Origin of the sequence: Nocardia sp. NPDC060259 (assembly GCF_042728775.1) — a bacterium.
Lineage (GTDB): Bacteria > Actinomycetota > Actinomycetes > Mycobacteriales > Mycobacteriaceae > Nocardia.
In genome coordinates this window covers 21,468-42,714 of record NZ_JBHXAY010000020.1, presented here as the reverse complement: position 1 = coordinate 42,714, position 21,247 = coordinate 21,468, and the positions used below count along the sequence as shown (strand labels likewise).

Here is a 21,247-nt window from a genome sequence, read left to right as displayed (position 1 = left end):
GCGCGACCGGTTCATCTCCTATACGAACGCGATGCCGCCGAATCGACAGCGTGGGTGAGTTGATTCTCGTCCGGACGCCAGCGAGGTTTCCAGGATCGGCCGATCCGCTGTGCCACGATGAGGCGATGGAGCTGCTCGCCTCCGCCGCCGTGGCCGGCCCGTCGCCGATCGTGTCGCTGTTCTGGATAGCACTCGTCGCGGTGGTGGCTCCGCTGCTCTCCCGCGCAGTGCGCGGATTCGTGCCGGACGTGGTGATCTTGCTCGTGGCCGGCACGATTCTCGGACCGTTCGCCCTCGGCTGGGCCACCGCCGAGGGCGGCGTCGACCTGATCAAGGAACTCGGCCTCGGCATGCTGTTCCTGCTGGCAGGCTACGAACTGGACCCGAGACTGCTCGGCGGCCGCTCGGGACGGGTGGCCTGGCTGGTATGGCTGGCCGGTCTGGTGTTCGCGTTCGGGCTGGTCACCGTGCTGGCGAGCAGCGAATCGACCACCAACCACATCGCCGTCGCCATCGCGATGACCTCCACCGCGCTGGGCACCCTGCTGCCGATCATCAAACAGGCCGGACTGCTCGACACCCCACTGGGCCGCGCGGTGCTCGCGCACGGCGCGGTCGGCGAACTCGGCCCGATCGTGGCCATGTCGGTGCTGTTGAGCAGCCGCGATGTCGTCGCCGCGCTCGTCGTGCTGGCCCTGTTCGTGGTGGCGGCGCTGTTGGTCGGGCTGATCCCGGTGCGCCTGTTCGGCCGCGTCCCCGATCTCGGCGCAGCGCTGGCCAGGATGGACGGCGGCACTTCCCAGTTGCCGGTGCGCGGGTCGATCCTGCTGCTGCTCGTGCTCATGGTGGTGGCCGAACGCTTCGATCTGGACGTGGTGCTCGGCGCGTTCGCCGCGGGCATGGTGCTGCGCAGGCTCATCGCGGCGGGTCATCCACGTGTCGACGAGCAGTTGGAGACCATCGGCTACGGCCTGCTGATCCCGGTATTCTTCGTGGTGTCGGGGATGGGGATCGATATGTCGGCGGTCGCGGGACAGCCGCTGCTGTGGGCATCGTTCGTGGTCGCCATCGCCGTCGCCCGCGGCCTGCCGGTCTGGCTGAGCGAACGGTACGTCCCGCACGGGCGCAACCTGGAGTCACCGCGCGAGCGGGCCCAGCTCGCGCTGTTCGCGGCCACCGGCCTGCCGATCATCGTCGCCGTCACCCAGGTGGCGGTCTCGACGGAGCTGATGACCGGCGACACCGCCTCGGTCCTGGTCGCTGCCGGAGCGACGACGGTTCTGGTGTTTCCCCTGGTCGCACGGCTGATCGGGCCAAAGACGCTCGTCGTGACCGCACCTGCTCATGAATGAGCTTGCATAGTCGTGCATAATCATCACATGGTTGATTCGTCGGGAGGACCCGCCTTGCGGGTGGCGGTTGCCGGTGCGAGTGGATACGCCGGTGGCGAAGTGTTGCGTCTGCTGCTGAACCACCCCGAATACCGAGCCGGGCGCCTCGAGATCGGGGCGCTGACCGCCGGATCCAACGCGGGCACCGCGCTGGGCGCGCTCCAGCCGCATCTGCTGCCGCTGGCCGACCGGATCCTGCAGGAAACCACCCCCGAGGTCCTGGCGGGCCACGACATCGTCTTCCTCGGCCTGCCGCACGGTCAGTCCGGCGCCATCGCGCAGGCCCTGCCCGAGTCGACGGTGATCATCGACTGCGGCGCCGACTTCCGGCTCACCGACGCCGCCGCCTGGGAGAAGTACTACGGCAGCGCGCACGCGGGCAGCTGGCCCTACGGCCTGCCCGAGCTGCCCGGCGGCCGGGCCGCGCTCACCGGCGCGCGGCGCATCGCCGTGCCCGGCTGCTACCCGACCGTGTCGAGCGTCGCGCTGGCCCCGGCCATCGCCGCGGGCATCATCGAGCCGACCGTGAACGTGGTCGCCATCAGCGGCACCTCCGGCGCGGGCCGCAAGCTCGACGTCGGTCTGCTCGGTTCCGAGGTGATGGGCAGCGTCCGCGCCTACAGCATCGCGGGCGCGCACCGGCACACCCCTGAGATCGCGCAGAACCTGAAGGCGGCGGGCGGCGTCGACGTCGCGGTGTCGTTCACCCCCGTTCTCGCCCCGATGCCGCGCGGCATCCTCGCGACCTGCACCGCCCCGGTGAAGGTGGACGAGGCCGAGGCGCGCGCGGTCTACGACAAGGCGTACGCCGACGAGCCGTTCGTGCATCTGCTGCCCGAAGGCGTGCTGCCGCAGACGGGTTCGGTGCTCGGCTCCAACGCCATCACCCTGCAGGTCGCGGTCGATACCGACGCGGGGCTGCTCGTGGTGATCGGCGCGATCGACAACTTGACCAAGGGCACCGCGGGCGCCGCGGTGCAATCGATGAATCTGGCCGTCGGATTCGACGAGACCGCAGGACTTTCCACCGTAGGAGTGGCACCGTGACGACCCCTGATCCGCACACGACGGACCATGGCAATTTGATCCACACCCAGGGCGTCACCGCCCCGCTCGGCTTCCGCGCCGCGGGCATTGCGGCCGGAATCAAGGCCAGCGGCAAGCCCGATCTCGCGCTGGTGCTCAACGAGGGCCCCGAATACGCCGCGGCGGGAGTGTTCACCAGCAATCAGGTGAAGGCCGCGCCGGTGCTGTGGTCGCAGCAGGTGCTCACGTCCGGTCGCGTGCGCGCGGTCATCCTGAACTCGGGCGGCGCGAATGCCTGCACCGGCCCCGGCGGTTTCCAGGACACCCACCGCACTGCCGAGGAACTCGCTGCGGCACTGAGCAATTGGGGCACCGAGACCGGCGCGGGCGAGATCGCGGTCTGCTCGACCGGCCTGATCGGTGACCGGCTGCCGATGGACAAGCTCATCCCCGCCGTCACCGAGATCGTGCACGAGATGGGCGGCGGCATGTCGGGCGGCTCCGATGCCGCGCACGCCATCATGACCACCGACACCGTGCCGAAGGAATCGGCGTTCCACCACGAGGACAAGTGGAACGTCGGCGGCATGGCCAAGGGCGCGGGCATGCTCGCGCCGTCGCTGGCCACCATGCTCGTCGTGCTCACCACCGACGCCGTGGCGACCCCCGACCAGCTCGACCAGGCGCTGCGCAAGGCCACCAAATACACCTTCGACCGGCTCGACGTCGACGGTTCCTGCTCCACCAACGACACCGTGCTGCTGCTGGCCAACGGCGCCAGCGGCGTCGCCCCGTCGCAGGAGGACCTCGACGCCGCCGTCTTCACCGTGTGTGACGACCTGGCCGCCCAGCTGATGGCCGACGCCGAGGGTGTCACCAAGCGGGTGCGGGTCACCGTCACCGGCGCGGCCTCCGAGGAGGAGGCGCTGACCGTCGCCCGCGCCGTCGCCCGCGACAGCCTGGTCAAGACCGCGCTGTTCGGATCGGACCCGAACTGGGGCAGGGTGCTCGCCGCCGTCGGCATCGCCCCGGTGACGCTGGACCCGAACCGGATCGCGGTGTCGTTCAACGGCAATCCGGTCTGCGTCGACAGTGTCGGCGCGCCCGGCGCCCGCGAGGTCGACCTGTCCGGCGAGGACATCGACGTGCTGATCGAACTCCATGTCGGTGACGGCACCGCGATGGTGCGCACCACGGATCTCTCGCACGCCTACGTCGAAGAGAATTCGGCGTACAGCTCATGAGCAGCGGTGTGGTGCAGTCGCTTTCGGCGCTGGACAAGGCGCATGTGCTCGCCGACGCGCTGCCGTGGCTGCAGAAGTTCCGGGACAAGGTCGTGGTCGTGAAGTACGGCGGCAACGCCATGGTCGACGACGAACTCAAGGCCGCCTTCGCCGCCGACATGGCGTTCCTGCGCACCGTCGGCGTGCACCCGGTGGTCGTGCACGGCGGCGGCCCGCAGATCAACGCGATGCTGAAGAAGCTCGGCATGGCGGGCGAGTTCCGCGGCGGCTTCCGCGTCACCACCCCCGAGGTGATGGACGTGGTGCGGATGGTGCTGTTCGGCCAGGTCGGGCGCGAGCTCGTCGGGCTGATCAATGCGCACGGGCCGTACGCGGTCGGCATCTCCGGGGAAGACGCGCACCTGTTCACCGCGACCCGGCGCACCGTCACCGTCGAAGGCGTCGCCACCGACATCGGGCTGGTCGGTGACGTCACCGAGGTCAACCCGGGTGCCGTGCTCGACCTGATCGACGCGGGACGGATCCCGGTGGTCTCCACCATCGCCCCCGACGCCGACGGCGTGGTCCACAACATCAACGCCGACACCGCCGCCGCCGCGCTGGCGGAGGGGATCGGCGCGGAGAAGCTCGTCGTCCTCACCGACGTCGAGGGCCTCTACACCGACTGGCCCGACCGCGCCTCGCTGACCAGTGAGATCGACGCGACGGCGCTGGCGGAGTTGCTGCCGCGCCTGGATGCGGGCATGGTGCCGAAGATGGAAGCGTGCCTGCGCGCCGTCCAGGGCGGGGTGCCCAGCGCCCACGTCATCGACGGACGGGTGCCGCATTCGGTACTACTGGAGTTGTTCACCGGAGAAGGAATCGGAACGATGGTGACCGCATGAGTGAAGTAGAGAAGCTGCAGCAGCGGTGGTCGGCCGCGATGATGAACAACTACGGCACCCCGAAGGTCGCGCTGGTGCGTGGCGCCGGCGCGGTGGTCTACGACGCCGACGGCAAGCGCTACGTCGATTTCCTCGGTGGCATCGCGGTGAACAGCCTCGGCCACGCCCACCCGGCCATCCTGGAAGCGGTCACCCAGCAGCTGGGCACGCTCGGCCATGTGTCGAACATCTATGCCAGCGAGCCGGTGATCGAGCTGGCCGAGAAGCTGCTCGCGCACTTCGGCGACGGTGAGGGCAAGGCGTTCTTCTGCAACTCCGGCACCGAGGCCAACGAGGCCGCGTTCAAGATGGCCCGGCTGACCGGCCGGTCCAAGATCGTCGCCGCGGAGGAGGCCTTCCACGGCCGGACCATGGGAGCGCTCGCGCTGACCGGTCAGGCGTCGAAGCGGGAGCCGTTCGCGCCGATGCCGCCCGGCGTCGTGCACGTGCCCTACGGTGACGCGGACGCGCTCGAGCGGGTCGTCGACGCCGACACCGCCGCGGTGTTCCTCGAGCCGATGATGGGCGAGAGCGGCGTGGTCGTCCCGCCGTTCGACTACCTGGCGCGGGCGCGGGAAATCACCTCGCGGGCGGGCGCTTTGCTGATCCTCGACGAGGTGCAGACCGGAATCGGCCGCACTGGAACGTTTTTCGCGCATCAGGCGGCGGGCATCGTGCCCGATGCGATCACCCTGGCCAAGGGCCTCGGCGGTGGCCTGCCGATCGGCGCCGTACTGGCGCAGGGCCGGGCCGCCGAACTGCTCACCCCCGGCCTGCACGGGACGACCTTCGGTGGCAACCCCGTGTGCGCCGCGGCGGCGCTGGCGGTGCTGCGCACGATCGACTCCGAAGGCCTTCTCTCCCATGTGGAATGGGTCGGCAAGAAGCTCACTGACGGTATCGCGCTGCTCGAGCACCCCGAGATCGATCATGTGCGTGGCGCGGGTCTGCTCATCGGCATCGTGTTGAAGAACGACATCTCGGCCTATGTGGACGAGCGGGCGCGGGAGGCGGGCTACCTGATCAACCCCGCCAAGCCCAACGTGATCCGGTTGGCTCCGCCCCTGGTGCTCACCGAAACCCAGGCCGACAATTTCGTCGCCGACCTGCCCGGGATCCTCGACAAGGCCGCCGCCGATGCCGACGAACGAGCCGAGCAGCACCGCAACCCGGATGCGAAGGGAGCGAGTAAGTGACCCTGCGCCACTTTCTGCGCGACGACGACGTGACCCAGGCCGAACAGGCCGAAATCCTCGCCATCGCCGCGGAATTGAAGAAGGATCCGTTCGCGCACCGGCCGCTCGACGGCCCGCGGGGTGTCGGGGTGATTTTCGAGAAGAACTCCACCCGCACCAGGTTCTCGTTCGAGCTCGGCATCGCCCAGCTCGGCGGGCACGCGGTCGTCGTCGACGGCCGTGACACCCAGCTGGGCCGCGAGGAAACCCTCGGTGACACCGGCAGTGTCCTGTCGCGCTATGTCGACGCCATCGTCTGGCGGACCTTCGAGCAGTCCCGTCTCGACGAGATGTCGGTCACCGCGACAGTTCCCGTGGTGAACGCGCTGTCCAACGAGTTCCATCCCTGCCAGGTGCTCGCCGATCTGCAGACGATCACCGAACGCAAGGGCGTTCTCGCGGGCCTGAACCTCACCTACTTCGGTGACGGCGCCAACAATATGGCGCATTCGCTGCTGCTCGGCGGCGTGACGGCGGGCATGAACGTGACCGTCGCCGCTCCCGCCGGGTTCGAGCCGCTGCCGTGGATCCTGGACGCCGCCGCCAAGCGGGCCGCCGAGACCGGGGCGACCGTGTCGGTCACCCACGATCCGGTGGCCGGTGCGACGGGCGCCGACGTGCTCGTCACCGACACCTGGACCTCGATGGGCCAGGAGAACGACGGCCTCGATCGCGTCGGACCGTTCCGGCCGTTCCAGGTCAACGAGGCGCTGCTCGCCGCCGCCGATCCGGAAGCCATTGTGATGCACTGTCTTCCGGCGCACCGTGGCGAGGAGATCACCGACGAGGTGCTCGACGGCCCGCACAGCGTGGTCTGGGACGAAGCCGAGAACCGGCTGCACGCCCAGAAGGCGCTGCTGGTCTGGCTGCTCGCGAAAGCCGCCGCGTGAGACCGCGAACCGGGGCCGGCGCGGAGGCCCGGCGATGAGCACGGCACCCGAGAAGGGCTCGCCCGCCATCGCCCGTACCCGCGCCGGCCGCCAATCGCGCATCGTGGAACTGCTGTCCGCGCATTCGGTTCGCAGCCAAACCGAACTCGCGACGTTGCTGGCCGCCGAGGGCATCGAGACCACCCAGGCGACCCTGTCGCGTGACCTCGACGAACTCGGCGCGGTGAAACTGCGTGCCGCCGACGGTGGCGCGGGCGTCTACGTCGTCCCCGAGGACGGCAGCCCCGTCCGCGGCGTCACCGGCGGCACCGGCCGCCTCTCCAAACTCCTCGGCGACCTCCTGGTCTCCACCGACGCCAGCGGCAACCTCGCCGTCCTGCGCACCCCACCCGGCGCCGCCCACTTCCTGGCCAGCGCCCTCGACCGCGCCGCCCTGCCCTACATCGTCGGCACCATCGCCGGCGACGACACCATCGCCGTCATCGCCCGCGAGCCCCTCACCGGCGCCGAACTAGCCGCGGAAATCGAACGCCTGGCCTGATCAGGTCAGGGTTGTGCAGCCTGCGCTGTTGTCCAACGATGGACGCATAAAGTTAGGTAACGATGCTGCTCAGCTAACGCTGACCGCGCAGAACGTCGACTATTCCCTGGTGGCGCCAGGGGGCCAGATGATGTCGACGGGGATGTCGAGGGTGCGGGCGAGGGCGACGACGGTGGCGGTGCCGCCGCGGGCGCCGTGGTCGCCGTCCCAGACTGCGATCAGGCGGTCGCAGTCTTCGAGGAGGACGCGGTTGGCTGCTTCGTAAGCCACTCGGCCCGCGTCGTCGAAGTCCATCACGCGCACCGTGTCGGCCTGGGCGTGGAGTTCGTCGAAGCGGGGGAGGTCGTCGGGCTTCACCTGGGCTGTTCGATAGTTCCGGGAGGGCAGCACTACCTCCAGGCGGCCGCCGAGGTGGAGTACGGCCTCCGCGAAGACCGAGTCCGCGCCGCGGGCGAGGCAGGTGATGCCGACCAGGTCGGGGATATCGGCGAGGAGGGCCGACAGGGCGTCCCGGACCAGGGGTTCGGTGGCGGCGCTGATGTTCATGTGTCCGGTGACGCTGATCCGCATTCGCCCATCATGCCGGGTGCCCGACGGTTGGTGTCGGCGCGCTGGTCCGTGGATCGGTCAGCACGTGACAAAACGGCCGCCGTGACATGCCAGAGCAGCAGATAGATCGTCCAGGTGCAGCCCAGGCCCTGGGCTGCACCGACGATCGTGTGTCGGATGAGGTCGTAGGTGCTGGTTCGGGCGACCGGGTCGTCGACGGCCGAGGCGGCAGCGGCTACCGGTGCGAGGAGGAGAATGGTGAGGACCGCGCGGCGCCACGGGGCGGGCATGGTGGGTGGGTGCCGGCGAGTACGGCGAACGAGGAGGCAGGCGAGCACTGCCGTGCCGACCAGCGACGAGGCGTAGCCGAGCACGTTGTAAGCCTTGTGTGGTTCGAGAACCGGAGCGCGCAACAGATCCCAGTGCTGGACCGCGAAACCTGCTGTCTGGGTGAAGGAATCCCACATGATATGGGTCATCGCGCCGAGAACGAGAGCGATGATCGTCGACGATGCTCGACCCCAGGTGCCGGAATGAACCGGTGCGGGCAGTATTGCTCGACAGGGGAGAAGGGCGGCAGCAGGCCCGGCGGAGAGCCGGAAGGCCGACAGCAGCGCCAGCCCGATCACCAGATCCCAGCCGAGGACGCCGAGCGGCGAGTGGGTCATGCTGCCGCTGACCGGAATCGGCAGATAGTAGACGACATCCGGGGCCACCGATCCGGCGATCAACGCCGGCAATGGAAGGAATCGGCGAAACGGCAGCACAACCAGCGGATGGGCGAGCGTGAACGGCACCGGCTCAACGTATTCGGCGAATGCGGAGATGCTGTGGCGCACGTGTGGAGAGTTTGTCGCGCCGCGCGACGATGCCGGGTGAGGTGGCCGAATTCAGTTCGGCGACAACCGCCGCCAGGTCCAGTCGACGCGGATGTCGAGCGGTGAGTCGGGGGTGACCATCCTGGGGTCGGTGTTCACGCCGTCGGGCGGGCCGGATTGGGCCTCCACCGACAGCGATTCCTCCGGCAGGGTCCAGACGACCACGTCGGGAACCCGGCTGGTGATCGTGAATTCGAGGAAGCCGGGCCAGGTCAGGCGAACGAGGACACCGTCGGGCATGCCGAAACAGTCGTCCCACGGTGGCGGGGTCGGCGGGATGTGGCGGCCGGTGGGCAGGTAGTCCGCGCCGCGCTCGTACTGCCAGTCCGGCCGGAAGTCGAGCGCGAGCGGTCCGGTGGCAGGCGGCACCTCGCGCAGGAACCACGGATGCCAGCCGCCCTGTGCGGGGAAGGGCTCGTGGTCGGTGGCGATGTGCAGCGACAGCGTGAGACCGGTGTCGGTGAGGGCGAACGTCTGGGTGACGGTGCCCGCGAACGGCCATGGGTCGGTCAGCCGGTGCCGCAGCGTCGCCTCGGTAGCCGAAGCGGTGACGACCTCCCACGCGCCGTCGCGGGCGGTGCCGTGGATGCTGTGCGGCGGATGGTTGATCGGCATGCGGTAGGTCTGGTCACCGACGGTGAAGCTGCCGTACCCCAGCCTGCCCGCCCATGGCGCCATGACGAAACAGCCGGTCCCCGGGTCCTGCCGCAGCAGTTCGGTGCCGTCGACGGTGAGGCTGTGCAGCGCGCCGCCGTCCCCTGGTGCGATGACGAGTCCTGCCTTGCCTGCGTCGAGCTGCACGTCGTCGTCGGCCATGCCGGGGAGGCTAGCGGCACGCTCAGGTCGGTGGCGGGAGCCCACGCCGGGTCAGTTGAACGGGTACTGACCGCCGCCGGCGCCGCCGCCCGGATTGTTCGGAGTCGCGATGTCGATGATGTCCTGCACCAGTTCGACGACGGCACGGCCGACATCGAGCACGCCGTTGCCGAGGGTGGAGAATTCCTGCGCGATGTAGTGGAGCATCTTGTTCGTCCTCACTTGTGGCGAGCCGAATAGTGCTCTCCCAGAGTGCCACACGTGGACGCGACGGTGTCGGGTGTCGAGCGATCCGAGGTGGCGCCGAAAAGTTCTTGCACCGGGCTACGCGCAGTTCGGGCCGTATATTCCCGGTGTGCCACAAACTTTCGATCCGGACCGCTTCGAGCCGATACCCGATCCAAGAAGTTCCGATGAGGTGTGGCCGGAGATGGCATGGCCCGTGCCCGCCGATGCGGTGCTCGCCGGTGACATCGTGCAGTTGACCGTCACGAATCCCGAAGCCGATGCCGGCGAGCTCTTCGCAGCGCTGGACCACGATGTGGCGTGGGCGCATGTTCCAGGGCGGCCGCGCGATCCCCGCCACTTCGAGGACATCCTGCGTGACCTGGGCGCATCGGGTGAGTGGCAGCTGTGGACGGTGCGTGCTTGCCGGGCGATCGGTGACCGGCCGGCCGGAGCGGTCATCGGCGTGACCGCCTACCTGGACGTCCATCAGCGCGATGCCTGGCTCGAGATCGGCTTCACCGTCTACACGCCGTCTGTCTGGGGCACCGCGGTCAATCCGGAAACCAAACTGCTGCTGCTGGCGTATGCCTTCGATACTCTCGGGGTCGGCAGGGTGCAGCTGAAAACCGATGTGCGCAACCAGCGTTCGCAGCAGGCGATCGCACGGCTCGGCGCCCGCTACGAGGGCACCCTCCGTCGGCATTTTCGCCGCAGCGACGGCACCGTGCGTGACAGCGTGCTGTTCTCGATCACCAGCGAGGACTGGCCCCGGGTGCGGGCGTCGCTCGACAGCCGCCTGCAATCGACCCGGTGATCAGGAAGCGAGGAAGTTCAGGATCGCCAGCGCCAGGGGTGCGGAGAGATCGAAGAGGACCCGCCCGATGGCAAGGCCGGCGGTGGCGCCGGATTCGTAGTGGTCGGACAGAAATTGCAGGATCGCGTCCTCCATGATGTGCTCCCTGTGCTGGTACGGACTCGGCGGGTCAGGCGAAGTAGCCCTGGAGGATCGGCGTACCGAGATCGATGACCAGCTTGGCGACCGTCAACCCGAAATTGCCGAGTCCGATGACAACGGCCCCGATCAGGTCATAGTTCGCCTCGGCGAAATCACGTAGCTGCTGCATGTTCACTCCTCGACCCCGACCGATGGCTGGTTGTGTGACCAGCGTCTCACAGAAGGTGCTTGCTGCCAAGTTGCTGCTGCAATGTATCCGCAGGTGGCGGGCGATTTCAGTGGGGATGCCCGGCGCGATTCGAGGCGGCGCTACCCCCGGGTATGAATGAGATTGCATTATCGTGCATAATCATTTGCAGCAGCGGCGCGAGCCGAACCGGCGGCCGGAGCATTCATACTGCTCGAGGCAGCCCGTGCAGATGACGTACACACTTCGAGGAGCACAACAGACATGTCCGATCGCGTCGTACTCGCCTACTCCGGTGGGCTTGACACCTCCGTCGCCATCAGCTGGATCGCGAAGGAGACCGGTTCCGAGGTGGTGGCCGTGGCCATCGATCTGGGCCAGGGTGGCGAGGACATGAACGTGGTGCGCCAGCGCGCACTGGACTGCGGCGCCGTGGAGGCCATCGTGGTCGACGCGCGCGACGAGTTCGCCGACGAGTACTGCCTGCCCACCATCCAGGCCAACGCCATGTACATGGGGCAGTACCCGCTGGTCTCGGCCATCAGCCGCCCGCTGATCGTCAAGCACCTGGTCGAGGCCGCGAAGTTCCACAACGCGACCACCGTCTCGCACGGTTGCACCGGCAAGGGCAACGACCAGGTCCGCTTCGAGGTCGGCATCGGCGCCCTGGCGCCCGACCTGGAGGTCATCGCCCCGGTCCGCGACTACGCCTGGACCCGCGAGAAGGCCATCGCCTTCGCCGAGCAGAACAACCTGCCCATCAACGTCACCAAGAAGTCGCCGTTCTCCATCGACCAGAACGTGTGGGGCCGCGCCGTCGAGACCGGCTTCCTCGAGGACCTGTGGAACGCGCCGACCAAGGACGTCTACGACTACACCGCCGACCCGACGGTGAACTTCGAGGCGCCCGACGAGGTCATCATCACCTTCGACAAGGGTGTGCCGGTCGCCATCGACGGCCGTCCCGTCACCGTGCTGCAGGCCATCGAGGAGATGAACACCCGCGCCGGTCGCCAGGGCGTCGGCCGCCTCGACATGGTCGAGGACCGGCTCGTCGGCATCAAGAGCCGCGAGATCTACGAGGCGCCGGGCGCCATCGCGCTGATCACCGCGCACCAGGCGCTGGAGAACGTCACCATCGAGCGCGAGCTGGGCCGCTACAAGCGCCAGGTCGAGCAGCGCTGGGGCGAGCTGGCCTACGACGGCCTGTGGTTCTCCCCGCTCAAGCGCGCCCTGGACGCCTTCGTGCAGGACACCCAGCAGCATGTCACCGGCGACATCCGGATGGTGCTGCACGGCGGTTCGGCCGTCGTCAACGGACGCCGCTCCGAGCAGTCGCTCTACGACTTCAACCTGGCCACCTACGACGAGGGCGACACCTTCGACCAGTCGCTGGCCAAGGGCTTCGTGCAGATCCACGGCCTTTCGTCGAAGGTCGCCGCCCGCCGCGACCTCAACCAGAAGTAAAAGTAGGAAGTAGCAAGGCTCCTCCGCCTCCCCGTGACTTTGCCGGTCGTGGGGAGGCGGCCGCTCTTCCTATCGGGCTCACCTGAAGCGCCGCGCCTGTTCGGGCGTACCCGGTGAGTTACCCATGTTCTCGCTAGATCAGGCGGCAACCGTAGGCTCGATGCGGTTGCCCTTCTGTGCGCGGCAGCCGTTCTGCGCCGTAACCGCCGACACCCAGGAGAGGGCACACGATGACCCACAGTGGAACCAACGAAGGTGCGCTCTGGGGTGGGCGATTCGCGTCCGGCCCGGCCGAGGCGATGGCGGCGCTGAGCAAGTCGACCCATTTCGACTGGGCGCTGGCTCCCTATGACATCCGCGCCTCCAAGGCGCACGCCCGGGTGCTGCACAAGGCAGGTCTGCTCTCCGACGACGACCTGACCGGCATGCTGACCGGCCTGGACGCGCTCGCCGCCGACGTCGTCTCGGGCGCCTATGGTCCCGCCGACTCCGACGAGGACGTGCACGGTGCGCTCGAGCGTGGCCTGATCGAGCGGGTCGGCACCGAGCTCGGTGGTCGGCTGCGGGCAGGCCGTTCGCGCAACGACCAGGTGGCCACCCTGTTCCGGATGTGGCTGCGTGACGGTGTGCGCCGGGTCGCCGCCGGTGTGCTCGACGTGGTCGACGCGCTCGTCGCCCAGGCCGCCGCCCACCCGGACGCGGTGATGCCGGGCAAGACCCACCTGCAGGCCGCGCAGCCGGTGCTGCTCTCGCATCACCTTCTCGCCCACGCGCATCCGCTCCTGCGCGACCTGGAACGCCTGCGCGATTTCGACAAGCGCGCCGCCATCTCGCCGTACGGTTCGGGCGCACTGGCCGGTTCCTCGCTGGGCCTCGATCCCGAGCAGATCGCCACCGAGCTGAATTTCGCTGCGTCGGCGGCCAATTCGATCGACGCCACCTCCTCGCGCGATTTCGCCGCCGAGGCCGCCTTCGTGCTCGCCATGATCGGCGTCGACCTGAGCCGGATGGCCGAAGAAGTCATCATCTGGAGTACACCGGAATTCGGCTACGTCACCCTGGCCGACGCGTGGTCGACCGGGTCGTCGATCATGCCGCAGAAGAAGAACCCGGACGTCTCCGAGCTGACCCGCGGCAAGGCGGGCCGCCTGATCGGCAACCTGACCGGTCTGCTGGCCACGTTGAAGGCGCAGCCGCTGGCCTACAACCGGGACCTGCAGGAGGACAAGGAACCCCTGTTCGACTCGGTCGCCCAGCTCGAACTGCTGCTGCCCGCGATCGCGGGCCTGGTCGGCACCCTCACCTTCCACACCGACCGGATGGCCGAACTCGCCCCCGCCGGATTCACTCTCGCCACCGACATCGCGGAATGGATGGTGCGCCAAGGTGTTCCGTTCCGTGTCGCCCACGAGGCTGCCGGTGCGTGCGTGCGGGCCGCCGAGGCACGTGGTGTCGGCCTCGATGAGCTGACCGACGAGGAGTTCGCCGCCGTCGACCCGTCCCTGACCGCGGGCGTCCGCGACGTCCTCACCGTGCAGGGCTCGATCGCCTCCCGCAATGCCCGCGGCGGCACGGCAGGCGTCCGCGTCGCCGAGCAGCTCGACGAGGTCCGCAAGAACGCCGAAGACGCCCGCGCCTGGCTGCGCTGACTACTGGGCGGCTGGTTGGCTAGTCTGCGGCCATGACCCTGCTCTTCCTGGCGCTGGCCATCGCCACCGAGGTAACGGCGACGGTGTCGCTGAAACTGTCGGAAGGCTTCACGAAACTGGTGCCCTCGATCGTCGTCGTGATCGGCTATGGTGCCGCGTTCTTCTTCCTGTCCCAGGCGTTGAAGCGGGGGATGTCGATCGGGGTCGCCTATGGCATCTGGTCGGCGGTAGGGGTCGCCGCGATCGCGGCGATCGGTGTGCTGTTCCTCGGGGAGCGGCTCACCCTGATCCAGGTCGGGGGAATCGGGCTGGTGATCCTCGGGGTGCTCGCTCTGGAACTCGGTGGCGCGCACTGATTCTGGAGTCGTGCGCTGTCTCGGGAAGGGGCGCTGCGGCCCCTCGGGTCGCCGAGGCAACCGGCGGCTATAGCTCCGCGTGGACTCGGAATCCGGCGTCGCGGAGCGCGTCCAGGACGTCGTCGCGGTGGGCCGGGCCGCGTGTTTCGACGGTGAGCGAGACCTCGACCTCGTCGACAGCCAGCCACATGCCGGTGCGGGAGTGGACGATGTCGACCACGCTCGCGCCCGCGCGGCCGACGACGCCGAGCAGTGCGGACAGTGCGCCGGGGCGGTCGGCGATGGTGACCCGCATGGCCAGATAGCGGCCCGCCGCGCTGAGACCGTGGCCGATCACTCGCGTGAGCAGCAGCGGGTCGATATTTCCGCCGGACAAGATGGTGACGACCGGGCCGGGCAGGTCGCCGAGGTTGGTGGCCAGCAGCGCGGCGACACCCGCCGCACCCGCGGGTTCGACGATGAGTTTGGCCCGTTCGAGACACAGCAGCAGCGCCTTCGACAAGGAGTCCTCGTCGACGGTGACGATCTCGGACACCAGCTCGGCGACGTGGGCGAACGGCACCGCACCCGGTTGCCCGACCGCGATACCGTCGGCCATCGTCGACATGCGCGGCACCCGAATCGGCTTGCCCGCCGCGAGCGAATCCGGCCACGCGGCCGCCTCGGCCGCCTGCACACCGATCACCCGAACCCGCGGCGCCACCGCGTGCAATGCCACCGCGACACCCGCGAGCAGTCCACCACCACCGGTCGGCACGACGACCGTGCCCACATCGGGAACCTGCTCGAGGATTTCCAGGGCGACCGTCGCCTGTCCGGCGACGATATCGGGATGATCGAACGGGTGGATCAGCGTCGCCCCGGTGCGCTCGGCGAATTCCTGTGCGGCGAGCAGGGATTCGTCGATGGAGTCGCCCGCCAGATGCACCTCGGCGCCATAGGCGCGCGTCGCGACGAGCTTCGGCAGCGACACTCCGACCGGCATGAACACCGTCGAAGTGATCCCGAGCTCCGCCGCCGACCATGCCACGCCCTGCGCGTGATTGCCCGCGCTGGCCGCCACCACACCGCGCGCCCGCTCGGCCGCGGGCAGGTTCGCGATCCGGTTGTAGGCGCCGCGCGGCTTGAACGACCCGGTGCGCTGCAGGTTCTCGCATTTGAGCAGCACCTGCGCACCGACCCGCTCCGACAACACCCGCGACCCCACAGTCGGCGTACGCCGAATCACGGGTGCGAGCAGCCGCGCGGCCGCCTCGATCCGCTCGAGCCCGACGATCTCCATGGGCCGAACGTACCGCCCTGAGTGTCGCCGGCGAGGTCAGAAGGAGTTGATAGCTTCCTGCTCGATGTCGTAGGTTTCGAACACCGTGATGAGTTGGGTGATCATGAGGATATCCCGAACACGGTCGGGCAAGCTGACCAGTTTGAGTGTCCCGCCGTTGTTGGTGACGGTCGTGTAGCTCGCTACCAATTCGCCGAGTCCAGAGGAATCGATGCGACGCACAGCTGCGAGGTTCAGCAGGATCTGGTTCTTCCCGGTGTCGATCAGATGCCGGATCTTCTCCCTGAGCTGAACGTCGCCCACACCGATGTCGAGATTCCCGGTCAGATCCAGGATGGTGACGCCGTTGACGCTACGCTCTTTGATCTCCATGGAACCCTCCTCTTTGTGGTGGTACTCCCTCCGCGACGGAGCGGGGGAGCTTGGTACGCAGGGTGAGTGTGAACCGCCCGTTCGGACCGTGGGCGGCCTCGAGGGAATCGACGACTGCGCGCATGAGAAGCACACCCCGCCCCGACGCGCGGAGCACGCTGTCGGGGAGGCGCGGATCGGGCACGGTATCAGGGTCGAATCCCGGTCCTTGGTCGCTGATCTCGATCAGTAGTTCATCGTCCTCGATATCGAGGGTGATCCCGACCGTGGCGTCCGGAATACCGGCGCCACCGTGTTCGATCGCGTTGACCACCGCTTCGTGTACTGCGAGTTCGATCGGCCAGACCGCGGAATCGTCGCCCCACAGGCCGTGCAGGATCGGCGTGAGTTGGGCGTGCGCTCGTTCGATCTGCTCTTGTCGACTACCGATGACGACACACAGCGGCAGTGTGGCGCCGGCATCGACTCGATATGCCGAGCGTGTCACCGGAGATGCCGAGTTGCTCTGTCAGCCGCTGAGCCCTGCTGGTCGTTCGCCATCTGTGCACTCCTCGAGTCGAAGGTGTCAGAGTCGAGAACAATCATCAGAAAGCACGCACAAGGCTACAGCCAAGAACCCGATCACAACAGCCTGGTCAGCCGGTTACGGGTCGTGTCGCGGTGTTTCGAGCGCGGTGGGCGCGGGCGAGTGGAGGTGTGGCGATGCACCGGGTCTCAGCGGTGCCCGTCGGCCTTCGCGATGTTGTGGGCGGTGGTGCCGAGGCGAGTCAGGCGGGCGTCGCCGAGTGGGGTGAGTTTGCCGCCGAGGCGGTTGGTGACGAAGGCGAGGGACAGGCCGGTCTCGGGGTCGGCGAAGGCGCCGGAACCGCCGAGACCGAAGTGGCCGAAGGCCGAAATCGGGTCGGCCTTGGACGGTTTCATCGGAACACCGTGGAAACCGAGGGCCCACGGGATACGGAACGCCAGCACGTAATCCGGGGTGAAGACCTGGCGGGTGGCGACACGGCGGATCGAGCCGGGGTCGAGGATGCGGGTGCCGTCGAGTTCGCCGCCGTTGGCGAGTGCGGCGTAGACGCGGGCCAGGGCGCGGGCCGAGAAGACGCCGTTCACGCCAGGCATCACCGAATCGTGCACGCGCGGGTCGACGATGAGGTCGGCGAAACCGCGGGGCGTGGTTTCCGCGGCGGCGGCGTACCTGGTGCGGGTGAGCAGGTCCGAACCCCGGTCCCACTCCATGCCCGCCGCCCGCAGACGCGGGAAGGTGGTGGCGATGCGATGCCTTTCCTCTTTCGGCACCCGGAACCAGAGTTCTTCGGCGCCAAGGGGTTCGGCGAGTTCGGTGCGGACGACGTCGACGAACTCGCGCCCGGTCACCCGCCGCACCAGCTCGGCGGCCAGATGCCCGTAGCTGATGCCGTGGTAGCCGCTGGTGATCCGGTGCCGGGGGTCGGGGGTGGCCGCGCCCAGCGCGGCGGTGACGGCCTCGTCGTCGAGGAAGCGGTCGACGGGGCCGGGCAGCAGGCCGCGCAGCCGGTGCAGACCGGCGCGATGGGTGAGCACGTCGCGCACCGTGATGTGCGCTTTGCCCGCCGCGGCGAATTCGGGCCAGTATTCGGCCACCGCGGTGTCGTAGTCGAGCTGCCCGCGCTCGGCGAGCTGATGGATCACCGTGGAGGCCACGCCTTTTCCGGTGGAGAAGGCCAGCGCCACCGTGTCCGCGGCCCACGGCACGCCGGGGCTCGCGTAGCCTGCCCACACATCGACCACCGGCTCACCGTGCAGGTACACGCACAGGGCGCCACCGCCGTGCGACGGCTTGCGGAAGAGGCGGTCGAACATCGCGACCAAGCTGACGAAACGGCGATCCACCGACTGCGTTGTCGAAACTCCCATCGTTCGAGCATGCCACCCCGCCCATGGGACCGGTCGGTACGGTGATCGTTTCGCCGGGGGAGGGGAGCGGTCGTGACGCCGCCGTTCGCGCGGAACGGGAAGGGTCGGTTCAGGCGCGGACGGATTGCCCGGTCAGCGCGTTCAGCACGCCGTCGAGGTCGTCGACATCGACGACCAGGCGGGTGAAATCGGGCCCGTCGAGGTCGATACGCACCGCGCTGCCACCAAAAGTGGTGTCCCAGAACTCTTTCCGGCCCTTGCCCCGGTAGACGCCTGCGGCGATCACACCGGGGATGAAGGTGCCGGGAGCGCGCACCCACGGTGGGCGCAGGTCCACCTCGGCGGGGGTGATGCCGGTGATGGCGGCGCGGTCGATCACGACCTGCTGGCGCAGCGCGAGCAGTCGATGTCCGCCGAGTACATGGACCGTCACCGTGTCGTCGTTGATCTCGACCTCGACCATCGCTACCTCACTCACCTGCTGCGGAATCGTTCCCTGTCCAGAATGCGCGTTCGGCCTGGTCGGCGACTGTGGCGAGCCTGTGATTTCACCAAGAACCGTGAACATCGACAGATATAGATATGCGCATTGAACCTGTTTGTACCTCCTGGGATGGATGGGCAATGTGCCGGTCGAAAAACAGCAAGGAGGGAGAGGCTACGCCCGGTGCGCGGTGTGCGCGTGGTCGGCGATGTCGAGCACCTCGGCCAGCCACGGCGTGTACCTGCCGGGGTGGTCGGCCAGCTCGGCCCGCAGGGTGTGCGGGGCGATCCACGCCCACGCACCCACCTCGTCCGGATCGGGTTGCGGCGTCACATCGCCAACCACACCGATCAGGACATGGTCGTATTCGTGTTCGACCCGGCCCGTCGTCTCGTCGCCTGCGCGGTAACGGAAGGTCCCGACCTCGGCGAGGTCGGCCGCGAGACCGAACTCCTCGCGCAGCCGGATCGCCGCCGCCTCGAGCACCGGCTGACCGGGCGCGGGATGCCCGCAGCAGGTGTTGGCCCACTGCCGCGGGAAGCGGGTCTTCACCGCGGCGCGCTGCTGGATCAGCACGTGCCCGTTCCGGTCGAACAGCAGCACCGAGAAGGCGCGGTGGAGCGTGCCAGGTGGCCGATGGGCATCGGCCACCGAGCACGCTCCGATCGCAACACCGTTGTCGTCGACCACCTCGACGGGCATGGCTTCGCGGTCGGTCGACGGGTCGGCGAGCTGTTCGGTCACCTGGCTACCTTATCGGCGACGATCAGCAGGTACTGGAAGCTCCCCTCGCGATAGGCGGTGAGGAACGGCTGCTCGACGCCGGTGGCGAGCTCGGAATGGGTGCGCAGCTCCCAGTACGGGATGGTGTCGGGCGTGAGGTCGACGACGGTGGTGGGGATCAGTCCGTTGTCGGACAGCGCGCGGAAGTACTCGCTGCGTGGATGGATCATGCAGCCGTAGTGCGCGTCGATCCAGCTGACCGAGGCCGACCGGCCACCGGTGACGTCGTTGGAGCAGCCGGTGATGCACACATACCGGCCACCGGGTTCCAGGAGCCGGGAGAATTCGTCGAACAGGTCGAACAGATCGACGTACATGGTGGTCTCGTTGGTCCAGATGCCGCGCACCGACTCGTCGGCGAAGCCGGTGTCGAGCATGTTGCGGAAGTGGAACCGGACCTGGTCGGTGACACCGCGGGTCTCGGCCTGGTCGTTGGCGAAGCCGACCTGGTACTCGGAGATGGAGACACCGTCGACCTGGCAGCCGAAGCGTTCCGCGGCCATGAAACTGGTGCCGCCGCGCCCCGAGCCGCCGTCGACGAGGCGGTCGGCGGGCTGGATAGGGCCGAGATGGTCGAGCAGGTAGTCGGCCTGGGCGGTCTCGAGCCGGTGCAGTTCGCGCACGAGGCGGTCCTGCCTGGTCTGCTCGGGGCCCTCGATGACCGACCAGTCGGGCGTGCCGATGCCGTAGTGGTGGTGGTAGAGACCGTCGACCTCGCCCAGCTTGGTGTTGACCCGATCGTCGTTGGGGTTGTTGTTCCAGTACGCCGCGACGGAACGCTGGTAGGTGGTGCGCAGCACGGTGCGGTCGGTACGGGGGTTCGCGATGGTCATCGGTCGTCCTCTCCTGGTGCGATGTCGTGGTAGCGGCGGCTGTCGGCGTGCCAGGCGCGATTGCCGCCCATCCAGGCCCACAGGCCGGCCAGGAAGCGGCGCAGCTGGGGTGAGCCCGTTGCGGCGAGCGGGGCCGCTTCCCGTTCGAAGCGGTGCATCAGCTCGTCGTGGATCTGCGCGGTCCGCAGGACCGCGTCGGCGCGGCTGCAGCCCTCCTCGGCGGCGAGGACCGTCGGCAGGTTGAATTCCCTGCCTCCCGAAAGGTCCTCGCGCGCCATCGAATACAGGTCGTTCACCATCTGCGCGGCCAGTGCGGCAGTGGTGACGACCCGCCGGACGGCCGGATCGGTGTACTCCGGAGCACCGAGTTCGTAGCCGCCGACGGCGTCGATCGGCGCCATGCACGGCAGGAAACTGTGCGGCTGACGGTTGGTCAGGTACTCCCAGACCGGTGGCATCCGATCCGCCGCGCGCCAGCCCGCCTCGGCGCCGAGCGCGATGAACCAGCCCGCGATCTCGGTGCGCAGCCTGGCCAGCTGCGCCGGGCTCGCATACCCCGCCAGGCACGCGAACGACGTGCGGAACGCGCGCAGGATCGGATCGGCCTGCATGGCCTGTTCGAGCCGGGGTGCGTACTGCGCGGGCAGATGAGCCGGATCCATCGCGGCGGCGGCGAGCTCGAGCCGTGGCCCGAGCTCGGCGGCGGCGCTGGACGGTGTTCCGTCGGGTGCGGTGTCGCCAGGGGCGTCCTCCTCGCAGTAGTAGTCGTCGACCGACCATTCGGACACCGCGCAGCGGGCGGCGCCGAGGAGCAGGTCGGGGTCGTCGCAATCGGGATGGGCGAGCATGATCAGCCGACCGAAGTCGGCCTTGCCCAGCTCGTCGAGACGGCCCTCGTAGAGGCCGATTTCGGCAGCCCAGGCGAGTAGGCCGACATTCACGGCCTCGGCCAGCGCGGGATCGTCGCGTTCGGGTGGTGGACAGTAGAGCGGCGGGATCGCTTGCCGTGCACCGGCTTGCGGGGTGGGTGGGGTGGCGCGCCAGAGCGAGGTCGTGCCGATCCCGGTGGGCCCGAGCAGGTGTCGCGGTTCGGGGGCGGACAGCTTCGGCGGCGAAATCCGGCGGGGGAGTGTGGCTGCCGCCGTACCGAGCCGGGGGAAGAGATCGGCAGGCGCCGTCGCGTCGTGCAGCAGGGCCGCCACCGTCGCGGCGAGCGCGGTGCCCGCGTGCGGGGCCGCTGCCCTGGTGAGGATCGACACGGCCCG

At 68.6% G+C, this 21,247-nt stretch carries 25 protein-coding genes; 11 read left to right on the top strand and 14 right to left on the bottom strand.

The window, feature by feature from the left end:
- Positions 1–125: 125 nt before the first annotated feature.
- From ACFWF2_RS11190 to ACFWF2_RS11160, 7 genes are read left to right on the top strand one after another with little or no spacing between them, the layout of a single operon-like run.
- On the top strand, positions 126–1,352 hold the full coding sequence (locus tag ACFWF2_RS11190) for a cation:proton antiporter (RefSeq protein WP_379306933.1): 1,227 nt from the start codon (positions 126–128) through the stop codon (positions 1,350–1,352).
- Positions 1,353–1,379: 27 nt separating this feature from the next.
- Complete coding sequence (argC, locus tag ACFWF2_RS11185) at positions 1,380–2,438, top strand: N-acetyl-gamma-glutamyl-phosphate reductase (RefSeq protein ID WP_379306931.1); 1,059 nt, start codon at positions 1,380–1,382, stop codon at positions 2,436–2,438.
- Positions 2,435–3,661: a bifunctional glutamate N-acetyltransferase/amino-acid acetyltransferase ArgJ gene (gene argJ / locus ACFWF2_RS11180; protein WP_379306929.1), complete on the top strand. Its 1,227-nt coding sequence runs from the start codon at positions 2,435–2,437 to the stop codon at positions 3,659–3,661. Before argC ends, argJ begins: the two co-directional genes overlap by 4 nt.
- On the top strand, positions 3,658–4,545 hold the full coding sequence (gene argB, locus ACFWF2_RS11175) for an acetylglutamate kinase (protein WP_379306927.1): 888 nt from the start codon (positions 3,658–3,660) through the stop codon (positions 4,543–4,545). Before argJ ends, argB begins: the two co-directional genes overlap by 4 nt.
- The gene (locus tag ACFWF2_RS11170) at positions 4,542–5,780 is read left to right on the top strand and encodes an acetylornithine transaminase (protein WP_379306925.1); all 1,239 of its coding nucleotides are present in this window, start codon (positions 4,542–4,544) and stop codon (positions 5,778–5,780) included. Before argB ends, ACFWF2_RS11170 begins: the two co-directional genes overlap by 4 nt.
- Positions 5,777–6,709, top strand: coding sequence for an ornithine carbamoyltransferase (gene argF, locus ACFWF2_RS11165; RefSeq protein WP_379306923.1), 933 nt, complete (start codon positions 5,777–5,779; stop codon positions 6,707–6,709). The genes ACFWF2_RS11170 and argF overlap by 4 nt, the downstream gene beginning before the upstream one ends.
- A 34-nt stretch (positions 6,710–6,743) precedes the next feature.
- The gene (locus ACFWF2_RS11160; RefSeq protein WP_379306921.1) at positions 6,744–7,250 is read left to right on the top strand and encodes an arginine repressor; all 507 of its coding nucleotides are present in this window, start codon (positions 6,744–6,746) and stop codon (positions 7,248–7,250) included.
- Between the two features lie 99 nt (positions 7,251–7,349).
- Here the strand turns inward: ACFWF2_RS11160 and ACFWF2_RS11155 are convergent, their stop codons facing one another.
- Genes ACFWF2_RS11155 through ACFWF2_RS11140 form a run of 4 tightly spaced genes read right to left on the bottom strand, consistent with a single transcriptional unit; the run spans position 7,350 to position 9,700 of the window.
- The gene (locus ACFWF2_RS11155) at positions 7,350–7,820 is read right to left on the bottom strand and encodes a hypothetical protein (RefSeq protein WP_379306919.1); all 471 of its coding nucleotides are present in this window, start codon (positions 7,818–7,820) and stop codon (positions 7,350–7,352) included.
- A complete protein-coding gene (locus ACFWF2_RS11150) occupies positions 7,793–8,638 on the bottom strand; it encodes a DUF4184 family protein (RefSeq protein WP_379306917.1) in 846 nt (281 codons plus the stop codon). The genes ACFWF2_RS11155 and ACFWF2_RS11150 overlap by 28 nt, the downstream gene beginning before the upstream one ends.
- Before the next feature lie 51 nt (positions 8,639–8,689).
- Positions 8,690–9,493, bottom strand: coding sequence for an aldose 1-epimerase (locus ACFWF2_RS11145; protein WP_379306915.1), 804 nt, complete (start codon positions 9,491–9,493; stop codon positions 8,690–8,692).
- A 51-nt stretch (positions 9,494–9,544) separates the two neighbouring features.
- Complete coding sequence (locus tag ACFWF2_RS11140; protein WP_379306913.1) at positions 9,545–9,700, bottom strand: hypothetical protein; 156 nt, start codon at positions 9,698–9,700, stop codon at positions 9,545–9,547.
- Between the two features lie 223 nt (positions 9,701–9,923).
- Here ACFWF2_RS11140 and ACFWF2_RS11135 point away from each other — a divergent pair, with 223 nt between their 5' ends.
- Positions 9,924–10,535, top strand: a complete 612-nt coding sequence (locus ACFWF2_RS11135) for a GNAT family N-acetyltransferase (protein ID WP_379306911.1) — start codon at positions 9,924–9,926, stop codon at positions 10,533–10,535.
- Here the strand turns inward: ACFWF2_RS11135 and ACFWF2_RS11130 are convergent, their stop codons facing one another.
- Positions 10,536–10,670 (bottom strand): hypothetical protein, encoded by a 135-nt coding sequence (locus ACFWF2_RS11130; RefSeq protein WP_378854309.1) that lies wholly within the window; start codon positions 10,668–10,670, stop codon positions 10,536–10,538.
- 34 nt (positions 10,671–10,704) lie between these two features.
- Entirely contained in the window at positions 10,705–10,845 is a 141-nt protein-coding gene (locus tag ACFWF2_RS11125; RefSeq protein WP_189034092.1) for a hypothetical protein, read from the bottom strand.
- A gap of 282 nt (positions 10,846–11,127) precedes the next feature.
- On the opposite strand from ACFWF2_RS11125, the gene ACFWF2_RS11120 reads away from it, so the two are divergent.
- From ACFWF2_RS11120 to ACFWF2_RS11110, 3 genes are all read left to right on the top strand, one after another.
- A complete protein-coding gene (locus ACFWF2_RS11120) occupies positions 11,128–12,330 on the top strand; it encodes an argininosuccinate synthase (protein WP_379306908.1) in 1,203 nt (400 codons plus the stop codon).
- Between the two features lie 230 nt (positions 12,331–12,560).
- On the top strand, positions 12,561–13,979 hold the full coding sequence (gene argH / locus ACFWF2_RS11115; RefSeq protein ID WP_379306906.1) for an argininosuccinate lyase: 1,419 nt from the start codon (positions 12,561–12,563) through the stop codon (positions 13,977–13,979).
- 32 nt (positions 13,980–14,011) lie between these two features.
- Complete coding sequence (locus tag ACFWF2_RS11110) at positions 14,012–14,335, top strand: DMT family transporter (protein WP_379074623.1); 324 nt, start codon at positions 14,012–14,014, stop codon at positions 14,333–14,335.
- 67 nt (positions 14,336–14,402) lie between these two features.
- On the opposite strand, the gene ilvA is transcribed toward ACFWF2_RS11110, so the two are convergent.
- The 8 genes from ilvA to ACFWF2_RS11070 all read right to left on the bottom strand — a co-directional run bounded on the left by ilvA (position 14,403) and on the right by ACFWF2_RS11070 (position 21,241).
- Positions 14,403–15,617, bottom strand: a complete 1,215-nt coding sequence (ilvA, locus tag ACFWF2_RS11105; protein WP_379306904.1) for a threonine ammonia-lyase — start codon at positions 15,615–15,617, stop codon at positions 14,403–14,405.
- A gap of 36 nt (positions 15,618–15,653) precedes the next feature.
- On the bottom strand, positions 15,654–15,989 hold the full coding sequence (locus tag ACFWF2_RS11100) for an STAS domain-containing protein (protein ID WP_379306902.1): 336 nt from the start codon (positions 15,987–15,989) through the stop codon (positions 15,654–15,656).
- On the bottom strand, positions 15,970–16,476 hold the full coding sequence (locus ACFWF2_RS11095; protein WP_379306900.1) for an ATP-binding protein: 507 nt from the start codon (positions 16,474–16,476) through the stop codon (positions 15,970–15,972). Before ACFWF2_RS11095 ends, ACFWF2_RS11100 begins: the two co-directional genes overlap by 20 nt.
- 227 nt (positions 16,477–16,703) lie before the next feature.
- Positions 16,704–17,882, bottom strand: coding sequence for a serine hydrolase domain-containing protein (locus ACFWF2_RS11090; RefSeq protein ID WP_379306898.1), 1,179 nt, complete (start codon positions 17,880–17,882; stop codon positions 16,704–16,706).
- Between the two features lie 109 nt (positions 17,883–17,991).
- Positions 17,992–18,360 (bottom strand): hypothetical protein, encoded by a 369-nt coding sequence (locus ACFWF2_RS11085; RefSeq protein WP_379306896.1) that lies wholly within the window; start codon positions 18,358–18,360, stop codon positions 17,992–17,994.
- Positions 18,361–18,540: 180 nt separating this feature from the next.
- Complete coding sequence (gene idi / locus ACFWF2_RS11080; protein ID WP_379306894.1) at positions 18,541–19,110, bottom strand: isopentenyl-diphosphate Delta-isomerase; 570 nt, start codon at positions 19,108–19,110, stop codon at positions 18,541–18,543.
- Entirely contained in the window at positions 19,107–19,982 is an 876-nt protein-coding gene (locus ACFWF2_RS11075) for a geranyl diphosphate 2-C-methyltransferase (protein WP_379306892.1), read from the bottom strand. Before ACFWF2_RS11075 ends, idi begins: the two co-directional genes overlap by 4 nt.
- Complete coding sequence (locus ACFWF2_RS11070; RefSeq protein WP_379306890.1) at positions 19,979–21,241, bottom strand: family 2 encapsulin nanocompartment cargo protein terpene cyclase; 1,263 nt, start codon at positions 21,239–21,241, stop codon at positions 19,979–19,981. Before ACFWF2_RS11070 ends, ACFWF2_RS11075 begins: the two co-directional genes overlap by 4 nt.
- Positions 21,242–21,247: the final 6 nt, after the last annotated feature.